The sequence below is a fragment of the Shinella zoogloeoides genome (assembly GCF_022682305.1).
In the GTDB taxonomy this organism is placed as follows: Bacteria; Pseudomonadota; Alphaproteobacteria; order Rhizobiales; family Rhizobiaceae; genus Shinella; species Shinella zoogloeoides_B.
This window is the reverse complement of record NZ_CP093528.1, coordinates 1,786,703-1,801,403: the sequence shown is the minus strand read 5'-3', so window position 1 is coordinate 1,801,403 and position 14,701 is coordinate 1,786,703. Positions and strand designations below refer to the sequence as shown.

18 protein-coding genes are annotated in these 14,701 nt (G+C 63.3%); 13 read left to right on the top strand and 5 right to left on the bottom strand.

Annotation, left to right across the window (positions count from 1 at the left end):
• Window positions 1–11: 11 nt before the first annotated feature.
• Window positions 12–260 carry a zinc-finger domain-containing protein gene (locus MOE34_RS09220; RefSeq protein ID WP_242223074.1) on the bottom strand — a complete coding sequence of 83 codons (249 nt, stop codon included), beginning with the start codon at window positions 258–260 and terminating at the stop codon, window positions 12–14.
• 167 nt (window positions 261–427) lie between these two features.
• Here MOE34_RS09220 and MOE34_RS09215 point away from each other — a divergent pair, with 167 nt between their 5' ends.
• The 8 genes from MOE34_RS09215 to MOE34_RS09180 all read left to right on the top strand — a co-directional run bounded on the left by MOE34_RS09215 (window position 428) and on the right by MOE34_RS09180 (window position 7,280).
• Window positions 428–1,213, top strand: coding sequence for an alpha/beta fold hydrolase (locus tag MOE34_RS09215; RefSeq protein ID WP_242223072.1), 786 nt, complete (start codon window positions 428–430; stop codon window positions 1,211–1,213).
• An 88-nt stretch (window positions 1,214–1,301) separates the two neighbouring features.
• Entirely contained in the window at window positions 1,302–2,135 is an 834-nt protein-coding gene (gene cysE / locus MOE34_RS09210; protein ID WP_242223071.1) for a serine O-acetyltransferase, read from the top strand.
• A 95-nt stretch (window positions 2,136–2,230) separates the two neighbouring features.
• Window positions 2,231–2,434, top strand: coding sequence for a DUF3126 family protein (locus MOE34_RS09205; RefSeq protein ID WP_064330164.1), 204 nt, complete (start codon window positions 2,231–2,233; stop codon window positions 2,432–2,434).
• A 223-nt stretch (window positions 2,435–2,657) separates the two neighbouring features.
• Window positions 2,658–3,011, top strand: coding sequence for a phasin family protein (locus MOE34_RS09200; protein WP_242223070.1), 354 nt, complete (start codon window positions 2,658–2,660; stop codon window positions 3,009–3,011).
• A 253-nt stretch (window positions 3,012–3,264) separates the two neighbouring features.
• Entirely contained in the window at window positions 3,265–3,615 is a 351-nt protein-coding gene (gene clpS / locus MOE34_RS09195) for an ATP-dependent Clp protease adapter ClpS (RefSeq protein ID WP_160784283.1), read from the top strand.
• Window positions 3,616–3,624: 9 nt separating this feature from the next.
• A complete protein-coding gene (gene clpA, locus MOE34_RS09190; protein ID WP_242223069.1) occupies window positions 3,625–6,135 on the top strand; it encodes an ATP-dependent Clp protease ATP-binding subunit ClpA in 2,511 nt (836 codons plus the stop codon).
• 66 nt (window positions 6,136–6,201) lie between these two features.
• The gene (locus MOE34_RS09185) at window positions 6,202–6,936 is read left to right on the top strand and encodes an AzlC family ABC transporter permease (RefSeq protein WP_242223067.1); all 735 of its coding nucleotides are present in this window, start codon (window positions 6,202–6,204) and stop codon (window positions 6,934–6,936) included.
• Window positions 6,933–7,280, top strand: coding sequence for an AzlD domain-containing protein (locus MOE34_RS09180; protein ID WP_242223064.1), 348 nt, complete (start codon window positions 6,933–6,935; stop codon window positions 7,278–7,280). The genes MOE34_RS09185 and MOE34_RS09180 overlap by 4 nt, the downstream gene beginning before the upstream one ends.
• Here the strand turns inward: MOE34_RS09180 and MOE34_RS09175 are convergent.
• Genes MOE34_RS09175 through MOE34_RS09160 form a run of 4 tightly spaced genes read right to left on the bottom strand, consistent with a single transcriptional unit; the run spans window position 7,273 to window position 10,091 of the window.
• Window positions 7,273–7,695 carry an HIT family protein gene (locus tag MOE34_RS09175; RefSeq protein ID WP_242223062.1) on the bottom strand — a complete coding sequence of 141 codons (423 nt, stop codon included), beginning with the start codon at window positions 7,693–7,695 and terminating at the stop codon, window positions 7,273–7,275. The genes MOE34_RS09180 and MOE34_RS09175 overlap by 8 nt on opposite strands.
• Window positions 7,696–7,712: 17 nt before the next feature.
• Window positions 7,713–8,897 (bottom strand): GNAT family N-acetyltransferase, encoded by a 1,185-nt coding sequence (locus tag MOE34_RS09170; protein WP_242223060.1) that lies wholly within the window; start codon window positions 8,895–8,897, stop codon window positions 7,713–7,715.
• A gap of 4 nt (window positions 8,898–8,901) precedes the next feature.
• A complete protein-coding gene (locus MOE34_RS09165; RefSeq protein ID WP_242223058.1) occupies window positions 8,902–9,627 on the bottom strand; it encodes a glycerophosphodiester phosphodiesterase in 726 nt (241 codons plus the stop codon).
• Window positions 9,627–10,091, bottom strand: a complete 465-nt coding sequence (locus MOE34_RS09160) for a RidA family protein (RefSeq protein ID WP_242223056.1) — start codon at window positions 10,089–10,091, stop codon at window positions 9,627–9,629. The genes MOE34_RS09165 and MOE34_RS09160 overlap by 1 nt, the downstream gene beginning before the upstream one ends.
• 118 nt (window positions 10,092–10,209) lie before the next feature.
• On the opposite strand from MOE34_RS09160, the gene MOE34_RS09155 reads away from it, so the two are divergent.
• The 5 genes from MOE34_RS09155 (at window position 10,210) to frr (ending at window position 14,670) form a co-directional block, all read left to right on the top strand.
• A complete protein-coding gene (locus MOE34_RS09155) occupies window positions 10,210–11,037 on the top strand; it encodes a cell envelope integrity EipB family protein (RefSeq protein ID WP_242223054.1) in 828 nt (275 codons plus the stop codon).
• 176 nt (window positions 11,038–11,213) lie between these two features.
• Window positions 11,214–11,975, top strand: coding sequence for a 30S ribosomal protein S2 (gene rpsB / locus MOE34_RS09150; protein WP_242223052.1), 762 nt, complete (start codon window positions 11,214–11,216; stop codon window positions 11,973–11,975).
• A gap of 240 nt (window positions 11,976–12,215) precedes the next feature.
• Complete coding sequence (tsf, locus tag MOE34_RS09145) at window positions 12,216–13,142, top strand: translation elongation factor Ts (protein ID WP_119259226.1); 927 nt, start codon at window positions 12,216–12,218, stop codon at window positions 13,140–13,142.
• A gap of 187 nt (window positions 13,143–13,329) precedes the next feature.
• The gene (gene pyrH / locus MOE34_RS09140) at window positions 13,330–14,052 is read left to right on the top strand and encodes a UMP kinase (protein ID WP_242223050.1); all 723 of its coding nucleotides are present in this window, start codon (window positions 13,330–13,332) and stop codon (window positions 14,050–14,052) included.
• A gap of 57 nt (window positions 14,053–14,109) precedes the next feature.
• A complete protein-coding gene (gene frr, locus MOE34_RS09135; protein WP_242223048.1) occupies window positions 14,110–14,670 on the top strand; it encodes a ribosome recycling factor in 561 nt (186 codons plus the stop codon).
• The last annotated feature ends 31 nt before the right edge of the window (window positions 14,671–14,701 follow it).

Here is a 14,701-nt window from a genome sequence, read left to right as displayed (position 1 = left end):
CCTTTCGGCCGTTACGCCGCGACCTGGTTGGTGAAGGTGCAGCCGGCCGGATCGGTCTGGGTGGCCTTCAGCGCCGGGTTGTAGCGATAGAGCGTCGAGCAGTAGGGGCAGACCTTCTCGTTGTCGTCGCCCATGTCGAGGAAGACGTGCGGATGGTCGTAGGGCACGGAGGCGCCGACGCACATGAATTCCTTCACGCCGATCTCGATCGAACTATGGCCGCCGTCGTTCTGGAAATGGGGAATGCTGTGGCCAGCCATGTCATGCTCCGTGCAAATGCTCTTTTCTGGCGCGGACCATAGTCGCCTTCGGGCGAAATGTGTAGATGCAAAACCGTCGCGGCTTATGAGATTTCGGCCCCTTTGCGGTTTTCTCGGCGGCGGATCGGCATTATGTGCAAGGCGAGAAAACGAAAGACGGCCCCGCGATGAACCTCGACAACCCGCCCTTTTCCCGCTTCACCCGTGACGGCCTGGAGCTTGCCTTCTTCGACGAGGGCGATCCGGCCGGCGCGCCGGTGCTGCTGATCCACGGCTTCGCCTCCAGTGCCAATGTCAACTGGGTGTTTCCCGGCTGGCTGAAGACGCTGGGCGATGCCGGCTACCGGGTGATCGCCATCGACAATCGCGGCCACGGCGCAAGCGACAAGCCGCACGACCCGGCGCTCTACACGCCGCCGCTGATGGCGGGCGACGCCGCCGCGCTGCTCGATCATCTCGGTATTTCCGAGGCGCATGTCTTCGGCTATTCCATGGGTGCGCGCATCACGGCCTTCATGGCGCTCGCCCATCCGCACCGCGTCCGCTCCGTCGTCTTTGGCGGTCTCGGCATCGGCATGGTCGAGGGTGTCGGCGACTGGGATCCCATCGCCGATGCGCTGCTCGCCCCGTCGCTGGAGGCGGTGACGCATGAGCGCGGCCGCATGTTCCGCGCCTTCGCCGACCAGACGAAATCCGACCGGCAGGCGCTTGCCGCCTGCATTATGACCTCGCGCGACCTGCTGACGCCGGCGGACATGGCGCGCATCGACGCTCCGGCGTTGATCGGCGTCGGCACGAAGGACGACATCGCCGGCGCGCCGCAGCCGCTCGCCGACCTGATGCCGGACGCCCGGGCGCTCGACATTCCCGGCCGCGACCATATGCTTGCCGTCGGCGACAAGGTGTTCAAGCGCGCCGTGCTGGACTTCTACGCGGAAATCGACGGGCGCTGACGGCCCATTACGACAACCTCCGGGCGGCCATTCCGCTTGGACGCGCTTTGCTTTATATTCAGGGCGAATGATACCAAGGAGTGCGGCGATGGTCGCGACGAATGAACTGAGGGCCAGCGAGAAGCTGAAGGCCATGGATCCGATCTGGGACAGCCTGCGCGAGGAAGCGCGCGTGGCCGCCGAGGTCGAGCCGCTGCTGGCGGCCTTCCTCTATTCGACGGTGCTCAACCACCGCTCGCTGGAGGAAAGCGTGATCCACCGGGTCTGCGAGCGCCTCGACCACCCGGACCTCCAGGCCAACCTGCTGCATCAGATCTTTGACGAGATGCTGGAGGACTGGCCGGAATGGGGCGGCATCCTGCGCGTCGATATCCAGGCCGTCTACGACCGCGACCCCGCGTGCCTGCGGTTCCTCGACGCCGTGCTGTATTTCAAGGGTTTCCACGCCATCCAGACCCATCGCCTGGCGCACTGGCTGCATGAGAAGGGCCGGCGCGACCTGTCCCTCTATGTGCAGAGCCGATCCTCCAGCGTGTTCCAGACGGACATCAACCCGGCCGCACGGATCGGCAAGGGCTTCTTCCTTGATCATGCGACGGGCTTCGTCGTCGGTGAGACCGCCGTCATCGGGGATAATGTGTCCATCCTCCATAACGTCACGCTCGGCGGCACCGGCAAGGAGGGCGGCGACCGCCATCCGAAGATCGGCGACGGCGTGATGATCGGGGCGGGCGCAAAAATCCTCGGCAACATCCATATCGGCCATTGCTCACGCATCGCCGCGGGGTCGGTGGTGCTGAAGCCCGTTCCGCCGAAATCGACGGTCGCGGGCGTTCCGGCGCGGGTCGTGGGCGAGGCGGGCTGCAACGAGCCGTCGCGCGCGATGGACCAGCTTCTGGCCGCCTTCGACTACGACGTGTGAGCGGGAAAAGTCCCCTTCATAGGGAATTGGAGGGTTTACACGCCCAAAGGCAGGTGCGAGAAGCGCCGCACATCAACCGTTGACGGAGACATAACGTGAAGCCGGAAGAAATCAGGAAGCTCGAGGCCTACTTCAAGCGCAATCTCAACAAGGAGATCGTCGTGAAGGCCCGCCCGCGCAAGGATGAATCGGCGGAAGTCTATCTCGGCGACGAATTCCTGGGCGTCATCTTCCGCGACGACGAGGACGGGGAACTGTCCTACAACTTCTCCATGGCGATCCTCGACATCGATCTCTGATCCGTCGCTATCCTCGCAGGAACATCGAGGCCCGGCCGCTCTGCGCGCCGGGCTTTTTATTATCGTTTTACGACGAATTGCGTTTTGTCAGCGCCCAATGATCATACCTATCGCGCAAGGTCTTGCTTTGCCTGCGGAATATTGCATCGCAGCATCGCGATTGACTTTTTTGTGCATTGCATATAGATTTCGGGTCAATCACCGGGATCCAAAGGAGACTTCGATGTTCAATTTCGATGACGCCAACAAGAAGGGCAAGGAAGCCGTGGACACGTTCGTAAAGAGCTACACGTCCGTCGCGCAGGGCTGGCAGGCGATCGCCACCGAGGCCGCCGACTATTCCAAGAAGTCCTTCGAGAACGGCATTGCCCATTTCGAGAAGCTGTCCGGCGTCAAGAGTGTCGAAGCTGCCGTCGAACTGCAGAGCGCCTTCGTGAAGACCTCCTATGAAGGTTTCGTCGCCGAAGCCACCAAGCTTGGCGAAATGTATGCGGACCTCGCAAAGGGCGCCTACAAGACCTACGAAGCACCGGTTGCCAAGGCCACCGCTGCCGCCAAGGCCGCTGTCGCAGCCTGATAATCCTACGCGTATTGCGTTCAAAGGCCGGTCGCGGGCAACCGCGGCCGGCCTTTGCGCGTTCCGGGGATTGCGCGAGGCTGACGCAGCGGCAGCAAATCCGGGTATTTCCTTCGGATGGCCAGCGATTATGATTGCAGTGCGAAGCGAGGGTCTTACAATCGTGTGCCGAGACATTAGATAACAGTTCCAGATGGCAGCCTCGGGCGAGGCGCACCGATGCAAGCGACTGTAGTCAAGGGAATGGACACGCATGAATGTGAGATGGGTTCGGATGCAGGATGGCGATGAGGGCGGCGACACTCCCGGTCGCAGCACCTCGGTCATTACCCGCACGAAACCTAAGACCAAGAAGCCGAGCCTGTACCGCGTCCTGCTTCTCAATGACGACTATACACCCATGGAATTCGTGATCCACATTCTGGAACGTTTCTTCCAGAAGGACCGGGAAGCGGCCACGCGGATCATGCTGCATGTGCACAATCATGGCGTAGGCGAGTGTGGCGTGTTCACCTACGAGGTTGCCGAAACCAAAGTGACACAGGTGATGGACTTCTCCCGCCAGCACCAGCACCCGCTGCAATGTGTCATGGAAAAGAAATGAGGAACGACCGTGCCAACATTTTCTTCAAGCCTTGAAAAGGCCCTCCACCAGGCACTGACCTACGCGAACGAGCGCCACCACGAATATGCGACGCTCGAACATCTCCTTCTGGCGCTGATCGACGACGCCGACGCGGCCGCCGTCATGGGCGCCTGCAACGTCAATCTCGACGTGCTGCGCAAGACGCTGACCGAATATGTCGACGACGAGCTGGCGAACCTCGTCACCGGCTACGAGGAGGATTCCAAGCCGACCTCCAGCTTCCAGCGCGTCATCCAGCGCGCGGTGATCCATGTCCAGTCGTCCGGCCGCGAGGAAGTGACCGGCGCCAACGTGCTCGTCGCGATCTTTGCCGAGCGCGAGAGCCATGCCGCCTATTTCCTGCAGGAGCAGGAGATGACGCGCTACGACGCCGTCAACTTCATCTCGCACGGCATCGGCAAGCGGCCCGGCTCCACGGAGCAGCGCTCTGTGCGCGGCTCCGACGATGCGGAAAACGAGCAGAAGCAGCAGCGCGGCAGCGCTGAGCAGGAAGAGCCCGCCAAGAAGCAGGATGCGCTCACGGCTTACTGCGTGAATCTCAACGAGAAGGCGAAGGGCGGCAAGATCGACCCGCTGATCGGCCGTCACGCCGAGGTCAACCGCACGATCCAGGTTCTCTGCCGCCGCTCCAAGAACAACCCGCTCTATGTGGGCGATCCGGGCGTCGGCAAGACGGCCATCGCCGAGGGCCTCGCCAAGCGCATCGTCGAAGGCAAGGTGCCGGAGGCGCTGGCGGACGCCACGATCTTCTCGCTCGACATGGGCACGCTGCTCGCCGGCACGCGCTATCGCGGCGACTTCGAGGAGCGGCTGAAGCAGGTCGTCAAGGAACTCGAAGAGTATCCGGGCGCCGTGCTGTTCATCGACGAGATCCATACGGTCATCGGCGCAGGGGCGACCTCCGGCGGTGCGATGGATGCGTCCAACCTTCTCAAGCCGGCGCTTTCCTCCGGCGCGATCCGTTGCATCGGTTCGACGACCTACAAGGAATACCGCCAGTTCTTCGAGAAGGACCGGGCGCTCGTTCGCCGCTTCCAGAAGATCGACGTGAACGAGCCGACCATCGACGACACGATCGAGATCATGAAGGGCCTCAAGCCCTACTTCGAAGAGTATCACAAGCTGAAATACTCCAACGAAGCGATCAAGACGGCCGTCGAGCTTTCGGCACGCTACATCAACGACCGCAAGCTGCCGGACAAGGCGATCGACGTGATCGACGAGACCGGCGCGGCCCAGATGCTGCTGCCCGCCGGCAAGCGCCGCAAGCTGATCACCGAGAAGGAGATCGAGGCCACCATCGCCACCATGGCCCGCATTCCGCCGAAGACCGTTTCGAAGGACGACGAGCAGGTGCTCGCCAACCTCGAAAAGGAACTGCGCTCGGTCGTCTATGGTCAGGACCTCGCCATCGAGGCGCTGGCCTCGGCGATCAAGCTGTCACGCGCCGGTCTTCGCGAGCCGAACAAGCCGATCGGCTGCTACCTGTTCTCCGGCCCCACGGGCGTCGGCAAGACGGAAGTCGCCAAGCAGCTTGCCAGCTCGCTCGGCGTGGAGCTGCTGCGCTTCGACATGTCGGAATACATGGAGCGGCACACGGTCTCGCGCCTGCTCGGCGCACCTCCCGGCTATGTCGGCTTCGACCAGGGCGGCCTCCTGACGGACGGCGTCGACCAGCATCCGCATTGCGTGCTGCTGCTCGACGAGATCGAGAAGGCGCATCCGGACCTCTACAACATCCTGTTGCAGGTCATGGATCACGGCTCGCTGACCGACCATAACGGCAAGAAGATCGACTTCCGCAACGTCATCCTGATCATGACGACCAATGCGGGCGCATCCGACATGGCCAAGGCCGCGATCGGCTTCGGCTCGTCCAAGCGCGAGGGCGAGGACATGGAGGCGATCAACCGCCTGTTCACGCCGGAGTTCCGCAACCGCCTCGATGCGATCATCCCGTTCGGCTCGCTGCCGACGCCGGTCATCCATCAGGTCGTGCAGAAGTTCGTCATGCAGCTCGAAACGCAGCTTGCCGAGCGCAACGTCACCTTCGATCTCCAGCCGGAGGCGATCTCGTGGCTGGCGGAGAAGGGCTACGACGAGAAGATGGGCGCCCGCCCGCTGGCGCGCGTCATCCAGGAAAACATCAAGAAGAAGCTTGCCGACGAGATTCTCTTCGGCAAGCTCAAGAAGGGCGGCGTCGTGCGCGTCTCCGTCGGCCTCAAGGAAGACGGCTCGAAGGGCCTGATCCTCGACGCCGTGCCGGAAACGGCACCGATCAAGCCGAAGGCTGAGATCGCGGAGCGCCCCGCCAAGCAGGCGAAGCCGCGCAAGGCCAGGGAAACCGTTGCCGCCGAGGCGGCGCCGGCCAAGGCCAAGTCTTCGAAGAAGGCGGCTGAGACCAAGGCCGAGGAGCCGAAGGATGAGCCGCCGCGCAAGTCCTCCAGTGCGGTTCCGAAGGTGCCGCGCAAGAAGTAACGGCTTTACGCATCATACCGGCCGGGCAGGAGACTGCCCGGCTTTCTTTTGTCGCAAGAGACTTTCATGACCGCCGAGCCGGAACCCCATTCGCAGATTCATTGGTTCCTTCTCGGCATGCGCGGCCTTTTCAGCCTGCCGGCCATCATCCTGATGCTCTCCTTCGTCGGTTTCGCCGCCTTCACGGCGGAGGCCAGGATTCCTGTCGGGCAGGTCATGTTCATGACGGGTATCGTCTGGGCGCTGCCGGCCAAGGTGATCCTCGTCGGCTCCATGCTGTCGGGCGCGCATATCGCCGCCGCCTTCATCGCGGTGACGCTTTCCTCCGTGCGCATGATGCCGATGGTCGCGGCGCTGGTGCCGGAAATCCGCGACCGGCGTACGCCGACCTGGCTGCTGCTGGTCATCTCGCATTTCGTCGCCATCACCGCCTGGGTCTTTGCCATGGAGCGAGTGCGGGACGTGCCGCGCCATGGGCGCGTCGCCTTCTTTGCCGGTTTCGGCATCACGCTGACGAGTATCAACATCGCGCTCGTCGGTCTTGTCTATGGCGCGGTCTCGGAGTTTCCGCCGATCGTCTCGGGCTGCCTGTTCTTCCTGACGCCGGTCTACTTCCTCACCTCGATCTGGATTTCCGCCCGTCATCGCGTGATCTATTTCGCGCTCGGCATCGGGCTTGCGCTCGGCTGGCTCTTCGCGGTGATCGCGCCGCAATACGATATTCTTCTGGCCGGCGTGATCGGCGGCACATTGGCCTGGTGGGGTGAGCGCGTCTTGCGCTTGCGGGAGGCGCGCCGATGAGTTTCGATGGCCTCTGGCCCTATATCTATATCGCCGTCGCCGGCTGGCTGGCGACGGATCTCTGGCGCTGGGCGGGCGTGCTTGCCGGCAACCGCATAGACGAGCGGTCCGAACTGTTGAACTGGGTGAGGGCCGTCGCCACGGCGCTGGTGGCGGCAGTCATCGCCAAGATGATCTTCTTTCCAACGGGAACGCTGGAAGCCTCGCCGCTCTGGCTGAGGCTCGGGGCGGTCATCTTCGGCGCGCTCTGTTTCTTTCTCGGTGGACGCTTCCGGCAAATCCTCGGCATCGCCGCGGCCATGGGGTTCCTGGCCGCGGGGCTTGCCATTCTCGGCGCTAGCTGAGCGCCTTGCGCAGCTTTTCCGCATTGGCGGCAAGCACGCCCTGATCCTCCATCGTACCGGAATGCGGCTTCAGCGGTAGTCCCTCGACGCGCGGGATGACGTGGAAATGCAGGTGGTAGACGGTCTGGCCGGCGGCCGGCTCGTTGAACTGGATAACGGTGACGCCATCGGCCTCGAAGGCTTCCTTGGCGGCGACCGCCACCTTCTGCACGACCGGCATGAGGCTGGCGAGCGTCTGCGGGTCGGCATCGAGGATGTTGCGCGAGGGAGCCTTCGGGATGACCAGCGTATGGCCGTTCGCCTGTGGCATCACATCCATGAAGGCGACGGCGTGCTCGTCCTCGTAGACGCGGTGCGAGGGAATTTCGCCACGCAGGATTTTGGCGAAGATATTGTTGGTGTCGTAGGCGGTCATGCGGGTCTCCCGGTGTTTCAGTCCTGGTGTTCGCCACGGCGGAAGGGGCCATGGTCGGCAAGGTATTCACCCATTTCCTCCACGTCGCGGCGCTCGCGCTCGAGATAGTCGGCGACGGCGCGGCGCAGGCCGGCATGGGCGATGTAATGGGCGGAATGGGTGGTGACGGGCAGGTAGCCGCGTGCGAGCTTGTGTTCCCCCTGCGCCCCGGCCTCGACGCGGGCAAGGCCCTTGTCGATGGCGAAATCGATGGCCTGATGATAGCAGACCTCGAAATGCAGGAACGGATGGTCCTCGATGCAACCCCAGTGGCGGCCGAAGAGCGTGTCGCCGCCGATGAAGTTGATCGCGCCGGCGATGTAACGGCCCTCGCGTCTGGCCATGACGAGCAGGATGTCGTCGGCCATGCGCTCGCCGATCAGGCTATAGAATGTGCGGTTGAGATAGGGCCGGCCCCATTTGCGGCCGCCGGTGTCCATGTAGAAGGTGAAGAACTGGTCCCAGACGGATTCCGTCAGGTCCCTGCCGGTCAGCCAGTCGATTTCAATGCTGTGCTCCAGCGCCGCCCGGCGCTCCTTCTTCAGCGCCTTGCGCTTTCGCGAAGCGAGTGTTTCGAGAAAATCGTCGTGCGTGCCGTAGCCGGCATTGAGGAAGTGGAACTGCTGGTCCGTGCGGTGCAGGTAGCCGGCGGCCTCGAAGACCGGCATTTCCGCCTCCGGCACGAAGGTCGCATGGGCGGAGGATGCGCCGTGCCGGCGGCACAGCTCCTTGAAGCCTTCGGCAAGTCCGGCCTGCGTTTCGATGACGGGCTGGCCGATACGGTGCAGGAGGCGCGGGCCGGTCGCGGGCGTGAAGGGAATGGAAGCCTGCAGCTTCGGATAATAGCGCCCGCCGGCACGTTCGAAGGCGTCGGCCCAGCTGTGGTCGAAGACATATTCGCCCTGGCTGTGGTTCTTGAGGTAGGCGGGCAGGGCGCCGAGCAGGCCGCCGTCCTCGTCCTCGAGCAGCAGGTGCTGGCCGAGCCAGCCGGTCTCGGCGATGGCGCAGCCCGATTCCTCTAGCGAGGAGAGAAAGGCGTGGCTGATGAAGGGGTTATAGGGCGTTTCGGCATCGTCCCGGGAGGCGCCGGCAAGGCGCCCCCAATCCTCCGCCGGAATATCGGCGAAGCTCGTTTCGATACGGATGCGCACCGCCTCCGCCATCTCGTCAGGCAGTCAACGGCTCGCGGGGATCGAAGCCCTCGAAGGTCATCTGGTCCGCGTTGTTGGCCGTGATCGTGCGCGCCTCGTCGTCGCGGACGGTCCAGGTGATGACCTGCTTGCCGAGATCGCGCTGGCGGCTGATGAAGGTATTCGGCAGATGGCCGTAATAATAGGAAACGAAGTCGAGGCCGAGCTGCATCGCCTCCTCGTGAACGGCGAAATTTTCCGGGCGTGCGCCTTCCGCCGTGAGGCCGACGGGGCGGCTGGTGCCGATTTCCTTGAGGTCCTTCAGAAGCCAATGGTCGAAGCTCATCAGTGCGATGGGGCCTTCGTAGCTTTCGATGGCGTCGAGCACTGCCATGGCGAAACCATCGTCGTCATCCTTGCGGCCCTTCAGTTCCAGCACGAGCGGCACGCGGCCCTTCACGAGATCGAGAAGCTGGCGGAGCGTCGGGATGCGGTCCGCCGTGCCGCCGATGGTCAGGAGGCCGAGTTCGGCGGCGGTGCGCTGGCGCACGTCCCCCTCGATGCCGCACAGGCGCTTCAGGTTATCGTCATGGAAGACGACCGGAATGGCGTCGGCCGCATATTGCAGGTCGCATTCGATGGCAAAGCCTGCATCGGCCGCGCGGGCGAAGGCGGAGAGCGTGTTTTCCCAGACGGCCCGGTTGAGGTCGTGATAGCCGCGATGGGCGATCGGCCGCTCGGTCAGCCAGTTGAACTTGTGCATCAGGCGATTTCCATGATGGCGTCGATCTCGACGGCGGCGTTGAGCGGGAGCGAGGCCATGCCGACAGCGGCGCGGGCATGCTTGCCGGCGTCGCCCAGCGCACCGACGAGGAAATTCGACGCGCCGTTGAGGACGAGGTGCTGTTCGACGAAATCGGGCGCGGAGGCGACAAAGCCGTTGATCTTGACGATGCGCTTGATGCGGGAGAGATCGCCGAGCGCGGCCTTGGCCTGTGCGAGGAGGCCGAGGGCGCACAGTTCCGCCGCCTTCTGGCCGCCGGCGACGTCGACATTCGTACCGAGATGGCCGGTATAGGCGAGCTTTCCGTCCTGCATCGGCAGCTGGCCGGAAATATGAAGCATGTTGCCGCTGATCACGAAGGGCACGTAATTTGCCGCGGGTGCCGCCGCAACGGGAATGTCGTAGCCCAGTTCCTTGACGCGTTTTTCGATTTCAGCGGACATTGCGGTCTCCATGCTCGGCTGCACGATTGGAAATGAATGCGGCAACGCGCGGATATTGCCTCGCTTTTGCCGAAAGAGTTCATATAACATCGCCACCGGATTCAACAGGAGGAAACGGATGTTTCGTTCAGCCTTTGTCGCGGCCCTTCTGGCCGGGGCATGCTTCGCCGGCAGCGGCGTTACCAGCGCTTTTGCCAACCCGGCGAGCGGGCTTGCGCCGCACCGCGCCGTCTATGACCTCAAGCTCAAGGATGCGAGCGAACGTTCCGGCATCGCCGGCATGTATGGCCGCATGGTCTACGAGTTCAACGGCAGCCCCTGTGACGGCTATACGGTGAGCTTCCGCTTCGTGACGCAGGTCAATACCGGCGAGGAAACGAAGCTGACCGACCAGCAGACGACGACCTACGAGGACCTGAAGAACGGCAATTTCCGCTTCCTCACCCGTTCCTTCACCGACGAGAAGCTCGACAAGGAAGTGCGCGGCTCCGCCCATGAGGGCAAGGAGGGCGTCAGCGTCGACCTGACCTCGCCGGACACGCGGAAGGTGGAACTGGCGGCGAGCCGCTTTCCGACCGAGCATATGCTGGAAGTCATCGCGCGTGCCAAAAAGGGCGAGCGCTTCTTCGAATCGCGCATCTTCGACGGCTCGGATTCGGGCGACAAGACACTGATGACGACGACCGTCGTCGGCAAGAAGGAGATGCCGAAGGCCGGCGACGTGGATGCCGACAAGGCGGGCGATTTCGCCAGGCAGGGCTTCTGGCCGGTCTCCATCGCCTATTACAACGATGCGGGCGAGGGCGATGCGCTGCCGGTCTACCGCATGTCCTTCAAGCTTTACGAGAACGGCATCACCCGGGATCTCACCATGGACTATGGCGATTTCGTGCTGAGCGGCAAGCTCGCCAAGCTGGAGCTGCTCAAGCAGTCGGAGTGCAAGTAAGGCACTTTTTTACCCATTTGCCCTTGATTTGCCGGGAAACTGCGGTTAAAGGGCCGCTCATTCCACACGTGAGGCATGGGATCGTCCGGGAGAAATCCGGGCTGTTCCGCCGGTGGCATTTCCGAAGGAAGTGCTGTTCGCCTTGCGGAGGTTCAACCGGAAAAGGATAACTAGGCATGGCATTGCCCGATTTCTCTATGCGCCAGCTTCTGGAAGCCGGCGTTCACTTCGGCCACCAGACCCACCGCTGGAACCCGAAGATGAAGCCGTATATCTTCGGCGACCGCAACAACGTTCACATCATCGACCTAGCACAGACCGTTCCGCTTCTGTCGCGCGCCCTTCAGGTCGTGTCCGACACGGTAGCCGGCGGCGGCCGCGTCCTCTTCGTCGGCACGAAGCGCCAGGCTTCCGACATCATCGCTGACGCTGCCAAGCGTTCGGCCCAGTACTACGTCAACTCGCGCTGGCTCGGCGGCATGCTGACGAACTGGAAGACGATCTCCAACTCGATCCAGCGCCTGCGCAAGCTCGACGAGATCCTTTCCTCGGAAGGCTCCGGCTATTCCAAGAAGGAACGCCTGACCCTCGAGCGCGAGCGCGAGAAGCTTGAAAAGGCTCTCGGCGGTATCCGCGACATGGGCGGCACCCCGGACCTGATGTTCATCATCGACACCAACAAGGAATCGATCGCGATCCAGGAAGCCAAGCGTCTCGGCATCCCGGTCGTCGCCATCATCGACTCGAACTGCGATCCGGACCCGATCGACTTCCCGATCCCCGGCAACGACGACGCCTCGCGCGCCATCTCGCTCTACTGCGACCTGATCGCCCGCGCCGCCATCGACGGCATCGCGCGCCAGCAGGGCGCTTCGGGCCGTGACCTCGGCGCTTCCGCCGAAGTTCCGGTCGAGCCGGCTCTCGAAGGCGAAGCGTAAGGTCTAAGTCGGAGCGAGCTTCGCTCCTGCTTTTCCATCTTGTCGAGGCCAGAGAGACGATCCCTGGCCTCGGCTCGTTTGAAGACCCTGTCTGCCCGCGACCCATGGGGTCACGGCTGAGGCGGCAGGCCGGGGTGGTCTTCATCACCCTGTCATACTTCCGGGTACATTCGTTCCCAAAACCTTGAGTTCGCCGAGGTTTTCCGGCGGCACGCAACAAGAACCGACAAGAGGCTCACAATGGCTGAAATCACCGCTGCACTGGTGAAGGAACTGCGCGAAAAGTCCGGCGCAGGCATGATGGACTGCAAGAAGGCGCTGGCTGAGAACAACGGCGACATCGAAGCGGCAATCGACTGGCTGCGCGCCAAGGGCATCGCCAAGGCCGACAAGAAGTCGGGCCGCACGGCTGCCGAAGGCCTCATCGGCGTTGCAAGCGCCGGCACCAAGGCCGTCGTCGTAGAAGTCAACTCCGAGACCGACTTCGTCGCCCGCAACGATGCCTTCCAGGGCATGGTTCGCGGCGTTGCCGACGTTGCTCTCGGCACCGACGGCACCGTTGAAGCCGTTGGCGCCGCCATCTACCCGGCAACCGGCAAGTCGGTCACCGACACCATCAAGGACGCCGTCGCCACCATCGGCGAGAACATGAACCTGCGCCGCTCGGCTGCCCTGTCGGTCGAAGACGGCGTCGTCGCGACCTACATCCACAATGCCGCCGCTGACGGCCTCGGCAAGCTCGGCGTCCTCGTCGCGCTGAAGTCGACCGGCGACAAGGAAGCCCTGAACGCCATCGGCCGCCAGGTCGCCATGCACATTGCTGCAACGGCTCCGCTCGCCATCCGCGCCGAAGAAGTCGACGCCGCCGTCGCTGAACGCGAGCGCAACGTCTTCATCGAGCAGTCCCGTGCTTCCGGCAAGCCGGACAACATCATCGAGAAGATGGTCGAAGGCCGCATGCGCAAGTTCTTCGAGGAAGTCGCCCTGCTGTCGCAGGCCTTCGTCATGAACCCCGACCTCACGGTTGGCGCTGCCGTCAAGGAAGCTGAAAAGACCGTCGGCGCGCCGATCGAAGTCACCGGCATGGCCCGCCTCCTGCTCGGCGAAGGCGTCGAGAAGGAAGAGTCGGACTTCGCTGCTGAAGTCGCCGCCGCCGCCAAGGGCTGATTTTCCTATTCCCTTAGGGAAAAGGTGAGGGCGCCGCGTGACAACGCGGCGCCCTTCGTGTATCCGGCTTGCCGAAATGCCTGCCCCGAAATTTCTCTGCGGCCAAGGCTGCCCTGCGCGGAACCGTCCTCCGGTTTTCGCCCGGCGGCCGGATCGGGCGAGCAGGCGCACGAGTTCAGGAGCGACCATGACTGCCAAGCCAATCTACAAACGTGTTCTGCTGAAAGCCTCCGGTGAGGCGCTGATGGGATCGCAAGGCTTCGGTATCGACGTTGCCGTCGCCGACCGCATCGCCTCCGACATTGCCGAAGCCCGCGCGCTCGGCGTCGAAGTCGGCGTCGTCGTCGGCGGCGGCAACATCTTCCGCGGCGTCGCCGTCGCCTCCAAGGGCGGCGACCGCGTCACCGGCGACCACATGGGCATGCTGGCGACCGTCATCAACGCGCTGGCTCTGGCGACCTCGCTGCGCAAGCTCGACATCGACACGGTCGTGCTCTCGGCCATCGCCATGCCGGAAATCTGCGAGAGCTTCTCGCAGCGTGCGACGCTCTATCACCTGTCGCTCGGCCGCGTGGTGATCTTCGCCGGCGGCACGGGCAACCCGTTCTTCACGACCGACTCGGCCGCCGCGCTGCGCGCCGCCGAAATGGGCGCCGAGGCGATCTTCAAGGGCACGCAGGTCGACGGCATCTATTCCGCCGACCCGAAGAAGGACCCGAACGCCACCCGCTTCGACCGCCTGACGCACAGCGAGATTCTGGAAAAGGGCCTTGCCGTCATGGACGTCGCCGCCGTTGCGCTGGCGCGGGAGAATTCCATTCCGATCATCGTCTTCTCCATCCACGAGAAAGGCGGTTTCGCCGAAATATTGACCGGCGGCGGGCGCGGGACCATCGTAACCGACAACTGATTCTGGAGGCGCGCACGCCCATTGCGTGCAGCCATGACTGAAAACGGGAGTATTCCGATGAGTGAAGGTATCGACCTTAAAGAACTCAAGCGCCGCATGGACGGCGCGATCAACGCGTTCAAGAACGACATCGCGTCGCTGCGCACCGGCCGTGCCTCGGCCAACGTGCTCGACCCGGTGCAGGTCGAGGCCTACGGTTCGCGCGTGCCGCTGAACCAGGTCGCCAACATCTCCGTTCCCGAGCCGCGCATGCTGTCGGTTTCCGTCTGGGACAAGGGCATGGTCGGCGCCGTCGAGCGCGGCATCCGCGAATCGAATCTCGGCCTCAACCCGATCATCGACGGCCAGAACCTGCGCATTCCGCTGCCGGAGCTGAACGAGGAGCGCCGCAAGTCGCTCGTCAAGGTCGCGCACGACTATGCCGAGAAGGCCAAGGTCGCGATCCGCCACGTCCGCCGCGACGGCATGGACGACCTCAAGAAAGCCGAGAAGGATGGCGATATCGGCCAGGATATGAGCCGCAGCCAGTCGGAAAAGGTGCAGAAGATGACGGACGACGTGATTTTGGACGTCGATCGCTTGCTTGCCGAGAAGGAAAAGGAAATCATGCAGGTATAAGGCCCCGGCCACCTGCATTCATTTTCTCTTT